We start from the raw sequence: 14,940 nt of genomic DNA, 5'->3' as shown, positions 1-14,940 counted from the left end.
TCCACCCGCTCATCACGGGCGTTCAATTCTGCAAATCCGCTGTTTCAACCTCAGCCGGCCCATAATGCGGGGCGCTTGCTGACAGCAGGATTTCAAGGTGGCAAAAAGGGGGCAAAGCCCCCTTTTTGCGTGCCAAGCAGACGCTAGCGTCTATTACTCGGCAGCAGGTGCAGCCGCTTCTTCAGCGTAGACTTCGGTGCCGCCAGCAACGTTGTTGCGGCCGCGGATGACGGCGTCAGCCATCGAAGTCATGTACAGCTCGATAGCGCGAATGGCGTCATCGTTACCTGGGATGATGTAGTCAACACCTTCCGGGCTGCTGTTGGTATCGACAACGCCGATAACCGGGATGCCCAGCTTGTTGGCTTCGGTGATAGCAATGCGCTCGTGGTCAACGTCGATCACGAACAGGGCATCAGGCAGGCCGCCCATGTCCTTGATACCACCCAGGCTGCGGTCCAGCTTTTCCAGATCGCGCGAACGCATCAGGGCTTCTTTCTTGGTCAGCTTGGCAAAGGTGCCGTCTTCGGCCTGGGTTTCCAGGTCGCGCAGACGCTTGATCGAAGCGCGGATGGTTTTGTAGTTGGTCAGCATGCCGCCCAACCAGCGGTGGTCAACGTATGGCGAACCGCAACGAGCAGCTTGCTCGGCGACGATCTTGCCGGCGGAACGCTTGGTGCCGACGAACATGATCTTGTTCTTGCCCTGGGCCAGGCGCTCTACGAACGACAGAGCGTCGTTGAACATTGGCAGGGTTTTTTCCAGGTTGATGATGTGGATCTTGTTACGCGCGCCGAAAATGTACTTGCCCATTTTCGGGTTCCAGTAACGGGTCTGGTGGCCGAAGTGCACACCGGCCTTCAGCATATCGCGCATGTTGACTTGGGACATGATAGTTCCTTGATAAGTCGGGTTGGGCCTCCACGTATCCCAATGACCAACCCACGCAGCTGAACGAGAAGTTCGAGAATGCGGGGCACCCAGGTCATCGTGTCGACACGTGTGTGGGTTTGAGCTGACGGGGTCGTCCCCGAAAGCGGCGCATGTTATACCACAGACCGCCAACGAACGGAACCCGCAGCTTTAAGCTTCAAGCCGCAAGCTTCAAGCTGCAAGAGAAAGCCGACCGCAGCCCCCCCCCCAAGCCACGCCGCTCAGCTTGCAGCTTGCAGCTTGAGGCTTGCAGCTTGAAGCTCGAAGCTTGATGCTGGGTTCACAGCCGCCCTCTGATAGAATGAGGGCCTTTTCCGTTTGTTCGCGCCACCTGCGGCGCCGTAGAGAGCCTGTAATGACCGTTACCATCAAGACCGCAGAAGACATCGAGAAGATGCGCATCGCCGGCCGCCTGGCCGCCGAAGTGCTGGAAATGATCGAAAAACACGTCAAGCCCGGTGTTACCACCGAAGAGCTCGACCGCCTGTGCCACGACTATATCGTCAACGTCCAGCAGGCCATTCCGGCACCGCTCAACTACAAGGGCTACCCGAAGTCGATCTGCACCTCGATCAACCACGTGGTCTGCCACGGCATCCCCAACGACAAGCCACTCAAGGACGGCGACACGCTGAACATCGATGTCACCGTGATCAAGGATGGCTACCACGGCGACACCAGCCGCATGTTCCACGTCGGCACCGTGCCGGTCTGGGCCGAACGCCTGTCCAAGGTCACCCAGGAATGCATGTACAAGGCCATCGAACTGGTCAAGCCAGGCTGCCGCCTGGGCGATATCGGTGAAGTGATCCAGAAGCACGCCGAAAAGAACGGTTTTTCGGTGGTGCGTGAATTCTGCGGCCACGGCATCGGCAAGGTGTTCCACGAAGAGCCGCAGATCCTCCACTACGGCCGTGCCGGCACCGGCATGGAGCTCAAAGAGGGCATGACCTTCACCATCGAACCGATGATCAACCAGGGCAAGGCCGACACCAAGGTACTGGGCGACGGCTGGACTGCCATCACCAAGGACCGCAAGCTCTCGGCGCAGTGGGAACACACCCTGGTGGTGACTGCCACCGGCTACGAGATCTTCACCCTGCGCAAGGACGACACCATCCCGCGCACTTCGGCCTGAATTCACGCCAAAGCCCCTACGACAGGAACGCGATGCATGCCCCAGGTGGATCCCGAGCTGTTCGACCGCGGCCAGTTCCAGGCGGAACTGGCCCTCAAGGCGAGCCCCATCGCCGCTTTCAAGAAGGCCATCCGCCAGGCCGGCGAGGTGCTCGACAAGCGTTTCCGTGACGGCCGTGAAATCCGTCAGCTGATCGAGGACCGTGCCTGGCTCGTCGACAACATCCTGCAACAAGCCTGGAAGCAGTTCGACTGGGGCGACGCTGACGGCATCGCGCTGGTGGCGGTCGGGGGCTACGGGCGCGGTGAACTGCACCCGCACTCGGACATCGACCTGCTGATCCTGCTGCGCGACGTCGAACACGAGCAGTACCGCGATGCCATCGAACGCTTCCTTACGCTGCTGTGGGACATCGGCCTGGAAGTGGGCCAAAGCGTGCGCACCATCGACGAGTGTGCCGAACAGGCCCGTGCCGACCTGACGGTCATCACCAACATGATGGAAAGCCGTACCATCGCCGGCCCCGAAGCCCTGCGTCAGCGCATGCTCGAGGTCACCAGCACCGCGCACATGTGGCCGAGCAAGGAGTTCTTCCTGGCCAAGCGCGCAGAGCTCAAGGCCCGCCACCACAAGTACAACGACACCGAGTACAACCTCGAGCCCAATGTAAAAGGCTCGCCCGGTGGCCTTCGCGACATCCAGACAGTCCTTTGGGTAGCCCGTCGCCAGTACGGCACCCTGAACCTGCACGCCCTCGCAGGCGAAGGCTTCCTGCTGGAAAGCGAAAACGAACTGCTGGCTTCCTCCCAGGACTTTTTGTGGAAGGTGCGCTACGCCCTGCACATGCTCGCCGGCCGCGCCGAAGACCGCCTGCTGTTCGACCACCAGCGCAGCATCGCCGCACTGCTGGGTTACAGCGACGAAAACCCCAAGCGCGCCATCGAACAGTTCATGCAGCAGTACTACCGGGTGGTGATGAGCATCAGCCAGTTGTGCGACCTGATCATCCAGCACTTCGAGGAAGTCATCCTCGCCGACGATGACAGTGGCACCACCCAGCCGCTCAACACACGCTTCCGCCTGCACGACGGCTATATCGAAGCGGTCAGCGCCAACGTGTTCAAGCGCACGCCGTTCGCCATGATGGAAATCTTCGTGCTGATGGCGCAGCACCCGGAAATCAAGGGTGTGCGCGCTGACACCGTGCGCCTGCTGCGTGAGCACCGCCACCTGATCGACGACACCTTCCGCAACGATATCCGCAACACCAGCCTGTTCATCGAGCTGTTCAAGTGCGAAATCGGCATCCATCGCAACCTGCGGCGGATGAACCGCTACGGCATCCTCGGCCGCTACCTGCCAGAGTTCGGCCTGATCGTCGGGCAGATGCAGCACGACCTGTTCCACATCTATACGGTCGACGCGCACACCCTCAACCTCATCAAGCACCTGCGCAAGCTGCAGTACACGCCGGTGTCCGAAAAATTCCCGCTGGCCAGCAAGCTCATGGGCCGCCTGCCCAAACCTGAGCTCATCTACCTGGCCGGGCTGTACCACGACATCGGCAAAGGGCGCCAGGGCGACCACTCCGAGCTGGGCGCGGTGGATGCGAAGAAGTTTTGCGAGCGCCATCAGTTGCCCGCCTGGGACAGCCGGCTGATCGTCTGGCTGGTGCAGAACCACCTGGTGATGTCCACCACCGCGCAACGCAAGGACCTGTCCGACCCGCAGGTGATCAACGACTTCGCCCTGCATGTCGGCGACGAGACGCGCCTGGACTACCTGTATGTGCTGACCGTGGCCGACATCAATGCCACCAACCCCAGCCTGTGGAACTCCTGGCGCGCCAGCCTGCTGCGCCAGCTGTACAGCGAGACCAAACGGGCCCTGCGTCGCGGCCTGGAAAACCCGCTGGACCGCGAGGAGCAGATCCGCCAGACACAGAGCGCTGCGCTGGACATCCTCGTCAGAGAGGGCACCGACCCGGACGACGTCGAGCAACTCTGGTCGCAACTGGGCGACGATTATTTCCTCAAGCACAACGCCGCTGATGTGGCCTGGCACAGTGATGCGATCCTGCAGCAGCCTGCCGACGGCGGGCCGCTGGTACTGATCAAGGAAACCACCCAGCGTGAGTTCGAGGGCGGTACGCAGATTTTCATCTATGCCCCCGACCAGCACGACTTTTTTGCCGTGACCGTAGCGGCCATGTCGCAGCTCAACCTGAACATCCATGACGCGCGCATCATCACCTCGAGCAGCCAGTTCACGCTCGACACCTACATCGTGCTCGACAATGACGGCGGCTCCATCGGTGACAACCCGCAACGGGTCAAGCAGATCCGCGACGGCCTGACCGAGGCGCTGCGCAACCCCGAGGACTACCCGACCATCATCCAGCGTCGGGTACCCCGCCAGCTCAAGCATTTCAACTTCCCACCGCAGGTGACCATCCTCAACGATGCCCAGCGGGCGGTGACCATCCTCGAGATCACCGCGCCGGACCGCCCCGGGCTGCTGGCGCGGATCGGGCGGATCTTCCTGGAGTTCGACCTGTCACTGCAGAACGCCAAGATCGCCACCCTCGGCGAACGCGTGGAAGACGTATTCTTCATTACCGACGCCGACAACCAACCGCTGTCCGACCCGCAGTTGTGCAGCCGCCTGCAGGAAGCGATCGTGCAACAGCTGCAGGCCGGCCAGGCCAGCGATGCCAGCCCGGCCCGCGTGACCTTTTAACGATTAGACGATTGACGAGACCTTGCGCCGATGAACCATGCCTTGACCCAGCTTCAGCCCTACCCGTTCGAGAAACTCCGCGCCCTGCTGGGCAGCGTGAAGCCTGCGGTGGACAAGCGCGCCATCGCCCTGTCGATCGGTGAGCCGAAGCACGAATCGCCGGCATTCGTAGCCCAGGCCATGGCCGACAACCTCGACAAGCTGGCGGTCTACCCCAGCACCATCGGCCTGCCAGCGCTGCGCCAGGCCATTGCCCAGTGGTGCGAGCGCCGCTTCGGCGTACCGGCCGGCTGGCTGGACGCAGACCGCCATGTGCTGCCGGTCAACGGCACCCGTGAAGCGCTGTTCGCCTTCACCCAGGCGGTGGTCAACCGCGCCGATGATGGCCTGGTGGTCAGCCCCAACCCGTTCTACCAGATCTACGAAGGCGCGGCCCTGCTCGCCGGCGCCACGCCGCATTACCTGCCGTGCCTGGAAAACAACGGTTTCAACCCGGACTTCGATGCCGTGCCCGCCGAGGTCTGGAAGCGCTGCCAGATCCTGTTCCTGTGCTCACCGGGAAACCCCACCGGCGCACTGGTACCGATGGACACCCTGAAGAAGCTGATTGCACTGGCCGACGAGCATGATTTCGTCATCGCCGCCGACGAGTGCTACAGCGAGCTCTACTTTGACGAAGACGCCCCACCACCGGGCCTTCTCAGTGCCTGCGCCGAACTGGGCCGCAGTGATTTCAAGCGTTGCGTGGTATTCCACAGCCTGTCCAAACGCTCCAACCTGCCGGGCCTGCGTTCGGGCTTCGTTGCCGGCGATGCGGAAATCATCAAGCCGTTCCTGCTCTACCGCACCTACCATGGCTGCGCCATGCCCGTGCAGACCCAACTGGCCAGCATCGCCGCCTGGCAGGATGAAGCGCATGTGCGCGAGAATCGCGACCAGTACCGCGCCAAATACGATGCCGTGCTGGATATCCTGCAGCCCGTGCTGGACGTACAGCGGCCCGATGGCAGCTTCTACCTGTGGGCCAAGGTGCCGGGGTGCGATGCTGACTTCACCCGCGACCTGTTCGAAGCCCAGCATGTGACGGTGGTGCCTGGTTCGTACCTGTCGCGCGAAGTGGACGGCGTCAATCCCGGGGCCGGGCGGGTACGCATGGCACTGGTCGCACCGTTGGCCGAGTGCATCGAAGCGGCTGAGCGGATTCGTGCGTTCGTGCAAAACCGTTGATCGAATGAGTACCGCACTGTAGCTCGAACGCCGGCTTACCGGCGCTTGAGCTACAGCGGTCTATTTGACTGCCCCCAGGTTCGCCTCGCTCAAGTCCAGCTCACCCAACACCTGCCGTACCACCTCGTCGCCTACCAGGTGCTGGCGATGCAGGTTATACAACTCCAGGCGCTGCGCCCTGAGCGCCCGCAGGCGCAGGCGGCGCTCCAGCAAGTCCATCTGCTCTGCCAAGGCCCTCGCCTCGGCCGTGTCGTTGTAACTGTCCAGTTCATCGCGGTACTCGGCCATCAACCGTGCCTTGAGCTCCGTGGCCAGGGTCGCCTGCGCCGCATCCTGAGGCGCGCTGGCATCTATCACTTCCTCGGCCTCCAGGGCATGAATGGCAGCCTCGGCCGTGCGCCGCCAGGCTTCCTGCACCTCCTGATGCAGCCGCTCGTCCGGGCTGCGGGTGACGCCTTTCAAGAGAAACGGCAGCGCCACGCAGGCGCTGACCAGCGAAAGCAAGATGACGCCAGCCGCGATGAAAATCAGCAGGTCGCGCTCTGGGAAATCCTGGCCAGGCCCGATCAGCAGCGGTATCGACATCACACCCGCCAGCGTCACGGCCCCGCGCACCCCACCTAGGGTCAGCAGCCAGCATGAGTGCGCGGTGGGCATCAGTACCAGTGCCGGTTTGCCCCGCCAGCGACGCACGACCCCAACCGCCCGCCAGATGCTTTGCACCCAGATGAAACGCAGCAGGATCAGCGCCGCGAAGATCGCCAGCACATCCAGGCAACGCCAGGCCAGTGTCGGCCAGAGGGTAGGCTCATGGCTGACCACTGCCTTGATGATGTCCGGCAATTGCAGGCCCAAGAGGAGGAAGATCAGGCCATTGAAGGCGAATTCCAGCAGCGACCAGACACTACGGTTGAGCAGGCGGGTGCTGGTCTGGCGCGGCAGCAGATCGAGCCAGCTCTGCATCATGCCGGCGGCGACCGCCGAGAGGATGCCCGATACCCCAAGGCGCTCGGCCAATACATAGGCGGCAAACGGCAGCAGCAGCATGAATACCACGTGAGTGGCCGGGTCATCCCAGCCACGGGCGATCATCCAGGCGCGCAGCCTGCCAATCAGCCAGCTCAGGGCCACACCCACCGCCAGCCCGCCGATGGCGACCAAGACAAAACTGAAACTGGCATCGGCCAGTGAAAATACGCCGGTGATCGCCGCTGCCAGCGCGAACTTGAAGGTCACCAGGCCAGAGGCGTCATTCATCAGCGCCTCCCCCTGAAGCATGTGCATCAGGGGAGTGGGGAGGCGGTCCTGGGTGATGGCCGAGACGGCCACGGCGTCGGTCGGCGACAATACGGCCGCCAGGGCAAAGGCGACCGCCAGCGGGATGCTGGGCAGCAGCCAATGGATGAAGTAGCCGGCACCGACCACAGTGAACAGCACCAGCCCTACAGCCAGCGCCACCACCGGCCCGCGGATGCGCCACAGTTCGCGTTTGGGGATGCGCCAGCCGTCGGCAAACAGCAACGGCGGCAGGAACAGGAAAAGGAACAGTTCAGGGTCCAGGGCCACATGCAGCCCCAGGCTCGGCCAGGCCAACAGCGCACCGGCAGCGATCTGCACCAGCGGCAGCGGCAACGGGATCACCCGCCCGACCAGTTTCGACACGCTTACCAGCGTCAGCAGGATGAGGACGGTATAGGCGGACTGCATCCGTTAAAGCTTCCTTTGTGAACCGAAATCAATCCAGGCGAAAGACCGCCATGGAAACAACATGTTAGCGCTGTGTGGCAACCCTGGGCCGCTGCACGAAAGTCGCAGGCGGTGCATGAATATGTAACATGATGATACCCGCCTAACGAGGTGGTGCTGACGCTTGCATCCACAGTTGCAATGAAATCCTGCACTTGCATACGCCTACCCCCGAGTGCTGGCTGAACTTGCAGAGCACCTACCCACTGCGCACAGCCAGGCAGCAATAGGGCAATGAAATCATCCAGCCGGTTCACCGTTTGGTCGCTCAAGACACATCCTGACCCGCCGTCAGGGCGCCTCGGGCGTGGCGCACCGAGGATCGTTCCCGCATAATCGCGTGACTGACATTCGGAAATGGAGAGATTGGGGCAGCCTGTGACCCCAATGCACACAATGACCTACACGCTCTACGGCATCAAAGCCTGCGATACCATGAAAAAAGCGCGCACCTGGCTCGAAGATCAAGCCATCGCCTACGAATTCCATGACTACAAGACTCAAGGCATCGACCGTGACAGCCTGAACCGCTGGTGCGACGAGCACGGCTGGGAAGTGATCCTCAACCGTGCCGGCACCACGTTCCGCAAGCTCGACGATACCAGCAAGGCCGACCTCGACCAGGCCAAGGCCGTCGAGCTGATGCTGGCCCAGCCGTCGATGATCAAGCGGCCGGTGCTCGACCTTGGCGCGCGCACCCTGGTCGGTTTCAAACCTGACCTGTACGCCGCTGCGCTGGCCTGAGTCCATCTACGCATCGCCCCCTATTTCGCACGAGGTAATCATATGTCCACTACCCTGTTCAGCCTGGCCTTCGGTGTCGGCTCCCAGAACCGCCAGGGCACCTGGCTGGAAGTCTTCTACGCACAGCCGCTGCTCAAGCCGAGCGCCGAGCTGGTCGCCGCTGTTGCGCCGATCCTCGGCTATGAAGGTGGCAACCACGCCATCACCTTCAGCAATGCCCAGGCCGCGCAACTGGCCGAAGCCGTCAAAGGCATCGATGCCGCTCAGGCAGCCCTGCTGACCCGCCTGGCCGAAAGCCACAAGCCGCTGGTCGCCACCCTGCTGGCCGAAGACGCTGCCCTGGCATCGACCCCAGAGGCCTACCTGAAGCTGCACCTGCTGTCGCACCGCCTGGTCAAGCCGCACGGCGTGAGCCTGGCAGGCATCTTCCCGCTGCTGCCGAACGTCGCCTGGACCAACCAGGGCGCCGTCGACCTGGCAGAGCTGGCCGAACTGCAACTGGAGGCGCGCCTCAAAGGCGAGCTGCTGGAAGTGTTCTCGGTGGACAAGTTCCCGAAGATGACCGACTACGTGGTCCCGGCCGGCGTGCGTATCGCCGACACCGCCCGTGTGCGCCTGGGCGCCTACATCGGCGAAGGCACCACCATCATGCACGAAGGCTTCGTCAACTTTAATGCCGGCACCGAAGGCCCGGGCATGATCGAAGGCCGTGTATCGGCCGGTGTATTCGTCGGCAAGGGTTCGGACCTGGGCGGCGGCTGCTCGACCATGGGCACCCTGTCCGGTGGTGGCAATATCGTCATCAAGGTCGGTGAAGGTTGCCTGATCGGCGCCAACGCCGGCATCGGCATCCCGCTGGGCGACCGCAACACCGTCGAAGCTGGCCTGTACATCACAGCCGGCACCAAGGTAAACCTGCTCGACGAAAACAATGAGCTGGTCAAAGTGGTCAAGGCGCGCGACCTGGCTGGCCAGACCGACCTGCTGTTCCGCCGCAACTCGCTCAACGGCGCCGTCGAGTGCAAGACGCACAAATCGGCGATCGAGCTGAACGAGGCGCTGCACGCCCACAACTGAGAACTCCCCAAGGGTTCGAAGTGTTAAGATCGGGTCTGGCGCACTCACGCCAGACCCGATTTTCATTCCAGGCCCCGTGATCATGTTCCAGCCCTCCCCCTGGCGTGCCGATTTCCCCGCCATCGACGCCCTGCAACGCCAGCACCAGACCTACCTGGACAGCGCTGCCACCACCCAGAAGCCCCAGGCCCTGCTCGATGCCCTGAGCCACTATTACGGCCACGGCGCAGCCAATGTGCACCGTGCCCAGCACCTGCCGGGCGCACTGGCGACCCAGGCGTTCGAAACCAGCCGCGACAAGGTCGCCGCCTGGCTCAACGCTGCGCAATCGCGGCAGGTCATCTTCACCCACGGCGCCACGTCGGCCCTGAACCTGTTGGCCTATGGCCTGGAACACCGTTTCGAGGCAGGCGACGAAATCGCGGTGAGCGCGCTGGAGCACCATGCCAACCTGCTGCCCTGGCAGCAACTGGCGCGGCGGCGCAACCTGCGCCTGGTGGTGCTGCCACTGGATGAGCATGGCCGCATCGACCTTGAGCAGGCGCTGCAGTTGATTGGCCCGCGTACCCGCGTGCTTGCGGTCAGCCAGTTGTCCAACGTGCTCGGCACTTGGCAGCCGCTGCCAGCGTTACTCGCCCATGCACGGGCCCAAGGGGCGCTGACGGTGGTCGATGGCGCCCAGGGTGTGGTGCATGGCCGCCACGATGTTCAGCAACTGGGCTGTGATTTCTACGTATTCTCCAGCCACAAACTGTATGGCCCGGAAGGGGTCGGCGTACTTTATGGCCGTGCGCAGGCGTTGGAACTGCTGCGCCACTGGCAGTTCGGCGGTGAAATGGTACAGCTGGCTGACTACCAGAGTGCCAGCTTCCGCCCCGCACCGCTGGGCTTCGAGGCTGGCACCCCGCCGATCGCCGGGGTGATCGGCCTGGGGGCGACGCTCGATTACCTGGCCAGCCTCGATGGCCAGGCCGTCGAGAACCACGAGACCCACCTTCATCATCACCTGCTGCGCGGGCTGGCCGACCGTGATGGGGTGCGGGTGCTGGGCGCGCCACAGGCTGCCTTGGCCAGCTTTGTCATCGAAGGCGTGCACAATGCCGACATCGCCCACCTGCTGACAGAGCAAGGCATTGCCGTACGTGCCGGCCATCACTGCGCCATGCCACTGCTCAAGGGGCTGGGGCTCGAAGGCGCGATTCGGGTATCGCTGGGCATGTACAACGACAGCGATGACCTGCAACGTTTCTTCGATGCCCTCGATCAAGGCCTGGAGCTGTTGCGATGAGCCTGCCAGTACGCGCCCAGGCAGTATTGGAGCGTTTCGAGCAGGCCCGCGGCTGGGAGCAGCGTGCCCGGCTTCTGATGCAGATGGGTGAGCAACTGGAACCGCTGAGCGATACGCAAAAAGGCGAGGACAACCGCGTGCACGGCTGTGAAAGCCTGGTATGGCTGGTAGCTGAACAGCACGACGGCCAGTGGCAGTTCAAGGCGAGCAGTGATGCGCGACTGTTGCGTGGCCTGCTGGCAGTGCTGCTGGTGCGGGTGCAAGGCCTGGACAGCCGCGAACTGGCAGCGCTTGACCTGCGCGCATGGTTTACCCAATTGGGGTTGGAGCGGCAGTTGTCGCCATCGCGCAGCAATGGCCTGCATGCAGTGTTGCTGCGCATGGCCGAGCTGGTTTCAGACCACTGAACCCAGCTCGGCCGTGCGCCTCACTCGGCCTTGACCCGCTCTGACGGGCGCCGGGCGCCAGCCACCAGCTTTTCCACGGCCTTGCTCGCCGCCACCATGCCAAAGGTCGCCGTCACCATCATCACCGCGCCAAAGCCCCCGGCGCAGTCAAGGCGCACACCCTCCCCCACGAAACTCTTCTGCAGGCACACGCTGCCATCGCCCTTGGGGTAGCGCAGCTGTTCGCTGGAGAACACACACGGCACCCCGTAATTGCGGCTGACGTTGCGCGAAAAGTTGTAGTCACGCCGCAGGGTCGAACGTACCCGCGATGCCAGCGGGTCGTTGAAGGTCTTGTTGAGGTCGCCGATCTGAATCTGTGTGGGGTCGATCTGCCCACCTGCGCCACCGGTGGTGACGATCGCGATCTTGCGCCGCCGGCACCAGGCAATGAGCGCCGCCTTGGCCATCACGCTGTCAATGCAGTCGACGACGCAATCGAGCTGCTCGGTGATGTACTCAGCCATGGTGTCGCGGGTGACGAAGTCAGCCACCGCATGCACTGTGCAGGCCGGGTTGATCGCACGCAGACGCTCGGCCATCACCTCGACCTTGGGGCGCCCCACCTGCCCTTCCAGGGCATGGGCCTGGCGGTTGGTGTTGCTGACACAGACATCATCCAGATCGAACAAGGTGATCTCACCCACGCCACTGCGCGCCAGCGCCTCGGCCACCCAGGAGCCCACCCCGCCGATACCGACGACCGCCACGTGGGCCTGGTTCAGGCGTTGCAGCCCTTCGTCGCCGTACAGCCGGCCAACGCCGGCAAAGCGTGGATCTTCTGTGCTCATGTTCGTACCCCGAAGCTCATACCGCCAAAACGGCGCGCATTATAGGCCAGCAGCGCCGATGACCTCTATCGTTAGGAAAACACCTACTGATCCTGCTTTAATGTCCTACTACCTCGACAGATATGGACGACAATGTCATCTCGCAAATTCGGCTTGAACCTGGTGATTGTCCTGGCCATCGCCGCACTGTTCACCGGGTTCTGGGCGCTGGTCAATCGGCCGGTTTCTGCGCCGGCCTGGCCTGAGCAGATATCAGGTTTCTCGTACTCGCCATTTCGCCTGGGGGAAAGCCCGCAAAAAGGCCAATACCCAAGCGACGCCGAGCTGCGCCAAGACCTGGAGCAGATGAGCAAGCTGACCGACAGCATCCGTATCTATACCGTCGAAGGCACCCAGGCCGATATCCCGCGCCTGGCTGAAGAGCTTGGGCTGCGCGTCACCCTGGGCATCTGGATCAGCCCGGACCTGGAGCGCAACGAGCGAGAGATCGCCACCGCCATCGAACTGGCCAACACCTCGCGCAGTGTGGTTCGCGTGGTGGTCGGCAACGAAGCGCTGTTTCGCGAAGAAGTCACGCCCGAAGCCTTGATCCAGTACCTCGACCGGGTGCGAGCCGCAGTCAAGGTGCCGGTCACCACCAGTGAACAGTGGCACATCTGGAAGGAACACCCGGAACTGGCCAAGCATGTCGACCTGATCGCCGCGCACATCCTGCCCTACTGGGAGTTCGTGCCCATGAAGGATTCCGTGGAGTTCGTCCTGGATCGGGCCCGTGAGCTGAAACAACAATTCCCGCGCAAGCCATTGCTGCTCTCGGAAGTCGGCTGGCCGAGCAACGGCCGCATGCGCGGCGGCGCCGACGCTACCCAGGCCGACCAGGCCATCTACCTGCGCACGCTGGTCAACACCCTCAACCGCCGCGGCTACAACTATTTCGTCATCGAAGCCTACGACCAACCCTGGAAAGCCAGTGACGAGGGCTCGGTGGGCGCCTACTGGGGCGTATTCAATGCCCAACGCCAGCAAAAATTCAATTTTGAAGGGCCGGTGGTGGCGATACCGCAATGGCGTGCGCTGGCGGTCGCCTCGGTGGTGTTGGCGATGATCGCCCTGACCATATTGCTGATCGACGGCTCGGCCTTGCGCCAACGCGGGCGAACGTTCCTCACCTTCATCACCTTCCTCTGTGGGTCAGTGCTGGTGTGGATCGGTTACGACTACAGCCAGCAATACAGCACCTGGTTCAGCCTGACTGTCGGCGTGCTGCTGGCGCTGGGCGCGCTCGGCGTGTTCATCGTGCTATTGACCGAGGCGCACGAGTTGGCCGAGGCGGTGTGGATTCACAAACGTCGCCGGGAGTTTCTGCCGGTGCAGGGCGACAGCGCCTACCGGCCCAAGGTCTCGGTGCATGTACCGTGCTACAACGAACCGCCCGAGATGGTCAAACAGACGCTCGACGCCCTGGCCGCCCTGGATTACCCGGACTACGAAGTGCTGGTGATCGATAACAACACCAAGGATCCAGCCGTTTGGGAGCCGCTCAAGGCCCATTGCGAAAAGCTCGGCGAGCGCTTCAAGTTCTTCCACGTCGCGCCGTTGGCCGGGTTCAAGGGCGGTGCGCTGAACTACCTGCTGCCGCACACCGCCAAGGATGCCGAAGTGATCGCAGTGATCGACTCGGACTACTGCGTGGACCGCAACTGGCTCAAGCACATGGTGCCGCATTTCGCCGACCCGAAGATCGCCGTAGTGCAGTCGCCCCAGGACTACCGCGACCAGCATGAGAGCGCTTTCAAGAAGCTTTGCTACAGCGAGTACAAAGGCTTCTTCCACATTGGCATGGTCACCCGTAACGACCGTGACGCGATCATTCAGCACGGCACCATGACCATGACCCGGCGCACCGTGCTGGAAGAACTGGGCTGGGCCGAATGGTGCATCTGCGAAGACGCCGAACTGGGCCTGCGGGTGTTCGAGAAAGGCCTGTCGGCTGCCTACGCCCACAACAGCTATGGCAAGGGCCTGATGCCCGACACCTTCATCGACTTCAAGAAGCAGCGTTTCCGCTGGGCCTATGGCGCCATCCAGATCATCAAGCACCACGCCGCCGCCCTGCTGCGCGGCAAGGGCAGCGAGCTGACCCGTGGCCAGCGCTATCATTTCCTGGCCGGCTGGCTACCCTGGGTCGCCGATGGCATGAACATCTTCTTCACGGTCGGTGCCCTGCTCTGGTCGGCGGCGATGATCATCGTGCCGCACCGGGTCGATCCCCCCCTGATGATCTTCGCCATCCCGCCACTGGCGCTGTTCTTCTTCAAGGTCGCCAAAATCATCTTCCTTTACCGCCGGGCGGTCGGGGTCAACCTCAAGGACGCATTCGCAGCGGCCCTGGCGGGGCTGGCACTGTCGCACACCATCGCCAAGGCGGTGCTGTACGGGTTCTTCACCAGCAGCATGCCGTTCTTCCGCACGCCGAAGAATGCCGACAGCCATGGGCTGCTGGTCGCGATTTCCGAAGCGCGCGAAGAACTGTTCATCATGCTGCTGCTGTGGGGAGCGGCAGCCGGGATCTACCTGGTGCAAGGGTTGCCGAGCTCGGACATGCGCTTCTGGGTCGCGATGCTGCTGGTGCAGTCACTGCCCTACCTGGCGGCGCTGGTAATGGCACTGCTGTCGTCGCTGCCCAAGCCCGAGCACACAATGGCCGAGCCTCAAGAGGCTTGAGCATCGCGGGGCCGCGCAGCGGCCCAAAGCACCGTGCCGACAAACCTTGTTTGATATAAGATAACGCCCCTCGTTTTTCCGCCTTGC

11 protein-coding genes are annotated in these 14,940 nt (G+C 62.8%); 8 read left to right on the top strand and 3 right to left on the bottom strand.

The genetic code is table 11. The features are described from left to right. Positions 1-153 precede the first annotated feature (153 nt). Entirely contained in the window at positions 154-891 is a 738-nt protein-coding gene (rpsB, locus tag JNA92_RS09335; protein WP_012315900.1) for a 30S ribosomal protein S2, read from the bottom strand. A gap of 397 nt (positions 892-1,288) precedes the next feature. Here rpsB and map point away from each other — a divergent pair, with 397 nt between their 5' ends. Genes map through dapC form a run of 3 tightly spaced genes read left to right on the top strand, consistent with a single transcriptional unit; the run spans position 1,289 to position 6,037 of the window. Next, positions 1,289-2,071 (top strand): type I methionyl aminopeptidase, encoded by a 783-nt coding sequence (gene map / locus JNA92_RS09330; RefSeq protein WP_241804410.1) that lies wholly within the window; start codon positions 1,289-1,291, stop codon positions 2,069-2,071. Between the two features lie 36 nt (positions 2,072-2,107). Further along, a complete protein-coding gene (locus JNA92_RS09325) occupies positions 2,108-4,810 on the top strand; it encodes a [protein-PII] uridylyltransferase (RefSeq protein WP_241804409.1) in 2,703 nt (900 codons plus the stop codon). Between the two features lie 30 nt (positions 4,811-4,840). Then, complete coding sequence (dapC, locus tag JNA92_RS09320; RefSeq protein ID WP_241804408.1) at positions 4,841-6,037, top strand: succinyldiaminopimelate transaminase; 1,197 nt, start codon at positions 4,841-4,843, stop codon at positions 6,035-6,037. 60 nt (positions 6,038-6,097) lie between these two features. Here dapC and JNA92_RS09315 read toward each other — a convergent pair whose 3' ends face one another. Beyond that, a complete protein-coding gene (locus JNA92_RS09315) occupies positions 6,098-7,744 on the bottom strand; it encodes a Na+/H+ antiporter (protein ID WP_241804407.1) in 1,647 nt (548 codons plus the stop codon). 435 nt (positions 7,745-8,179) lie between these two features. Between JNA92_RS09315 and JNA92_RS09310 the strand changes: the two genes are divergently transcribed. The 4 genes from JNA92_RS09310 (at position 8,180) to JNA92_RS09295 (ending at position 11,299) form a co-directional block, all read left to right on the top strand. Beyond that, positions 8,180-8,527 (top strand): ArsC family reductase, encoded by a 348-nt coding sequence (locus JNA92_RS09310; RefSeq protein ID WP_241804440.1) that lies wholly within the window; start codon positions 8,180-8,182, stop codon positions 8,525-8,527. 42 nt (positions 8,528-8,569) lie between these two features. Further along, positions 8,570-9,604, top strand: coding sequence for a 2,3,4,5-tetrahydropyridine-2,6-dicarboxylate N-succinyltransferase (dapD, locus tag JNA92_RS09305; protein ID WP_241804406.1), 1,035 nt, complete (start codon positions 8,570-8,572; stop codon positions 9,602-9,604). Between the two features lie 82 nt (positions 9,605-9,686). Continuing rightward, positions 9,687-10,892 (top strand): cysteine desulfurase, encoded by a 1,206-nt coding sequence (locus JNA92_RS09300; protein WP_241804405.1) that lies wholly within the window; start codon positions 9,687-9,689, stop codon positions 10,890-10,892. Beyond that, positions 10,889-11,299 (top strand): SufE family protein, encoded by a 411-nt coding sequence (locus tag JNA92_RS09295; protein ID WP_241804404.1) that lies wholly within the window; start codon positions 10,889-10,891, stop codon positions 11,297-11,299. Before JNA92_RS09300 ends, JNA92_RS09295 begins: the two co-directional genes overlap by 4 nt. A gap of 20 nt (positions 11,300-11,319) precedes the next feature. Here JNA92_RS09295 and tcdA read toward each other — a convergent pair whose 3' ends face one another. Continuing rightward, entirely contained in the window at positions 11,320-12,129 is an 810-nt protein-coding gene (gene tcdA, locus JNA92_RS09290; RefSeq protein ID WP_241804403.1) for a tRNA cyclic N6-threonylcarbamoyladenosine(37) synthase TcdA, read from the bottom strand. Positions 12,130-12,261: 132 nt separating this feature from the next. Between tcdA and JNA92_RS09285 the strand changes: the two genes are divergently transcribed. After that, positions 12,262-14,853 carry a glycosyltransferase gene (locus JNA92_RS09285; RefSeq protein WP_241804402.1) on the top strand — a complete coding sequence of 864 codons (2,592 nt, stop codon included), beginning with the start codon at positions 12,262-12,264 and terminating at the stop codon, positions 14,851-14,853. Positions 14,854-14,940: the final 87 nt, after the last annotated feature.

This window comes from Pseudomonas putida (assembly GCF_022627325.1).
GTDB lineage: Bacteria > Pseudomonadota > Gammaproteobacteria > Pseudomonadales > Pseudomonadaceae > Aquipseudomonas > Aquipseudomonas putida_X.
This window is presented reverse-complemented; position numbering and strand designations above follow the sequence as displayed.

Excerpts from the sequence above, each read along its gene's own strand:
- JNA92_RS09315 (WP_241804407.1), bottom strand. The coding sequence starts at position 7,744 with ATGCAGTCCGCCTATACCGTCCTCATCCTGCTGACGCTGGTAAGCGTG.
- JNA92_RS09325 (WP_241804409.1), top strand. The coding sequence starts at position 2,108 with ATGCCCCAGGTGGATCCCGAGCTGTTCGACCGCGGCCAGTTCCAGGCG.
- JNA92_RS09300 (WP_241804405.1), top strand. The coding sequence starts at position 9,687 with ATGTTCCAGCCCTCCCCCTGGCGTGCCGATTTCCCCGCCATCGACGCC.
- JNA92_RS09310 (WP_241804440.1), top strand. The coding sequence starts at position 8,180 with ATGACCTACACGCTCTACGGCATCAAAGCCTGCGATACCATGAAAAAA.
- dapD (WP_241804406.1), top strand. The coding sequence starts at position 8,570 with ATGTCCACTACCCTGTTCAGCCTGGCCTTCGGTGTCGGCTCCCAGAAC.
- tcdA (WP_241804403.1), bottom strand. The coding sequence starts at position 12,129 with ATGAGCACAGAAGATCCACGCTTTGCCGGCGTTGGCCGGCTGTACGGC.
- dapC (WP_241804408.1), top strand. The coding sequence starts at position 4,841 with ATGAACCATGCCTTGACCCAGCTTCAGCCCTACCCGTTCGAGAAACTC.
- rpsB (WP_012315900.1), bottom strand. The coding sequence starts at position 891 with ATGTCCCAAGTCAACATGCGCGATATGCTGAAGGCCGGTGTGCACTTC.
- JNA92_RS09295 (WP_241804404.1), top strand. The coding sequence starts at position 10,889 with ATGAGCCTGCCAGTACGCGCCCAGGCAGTATTGGAGCGTTTCGAGCAG.
- JNA92_RS09285 (WP_241804402.1), top strand. The coding sequence starts at position 12,262 with ATGTCATCTCGCAAATTCGGCTTGAACCTGGTGATTGTCCTGGCCATC.
- map (WP_241804410.1), top strand. The coding sequence starts at position 1,289 with ATGACCGTTACCATCAAGACCGCAGAAGACATCGAGAAGATGCGCATC.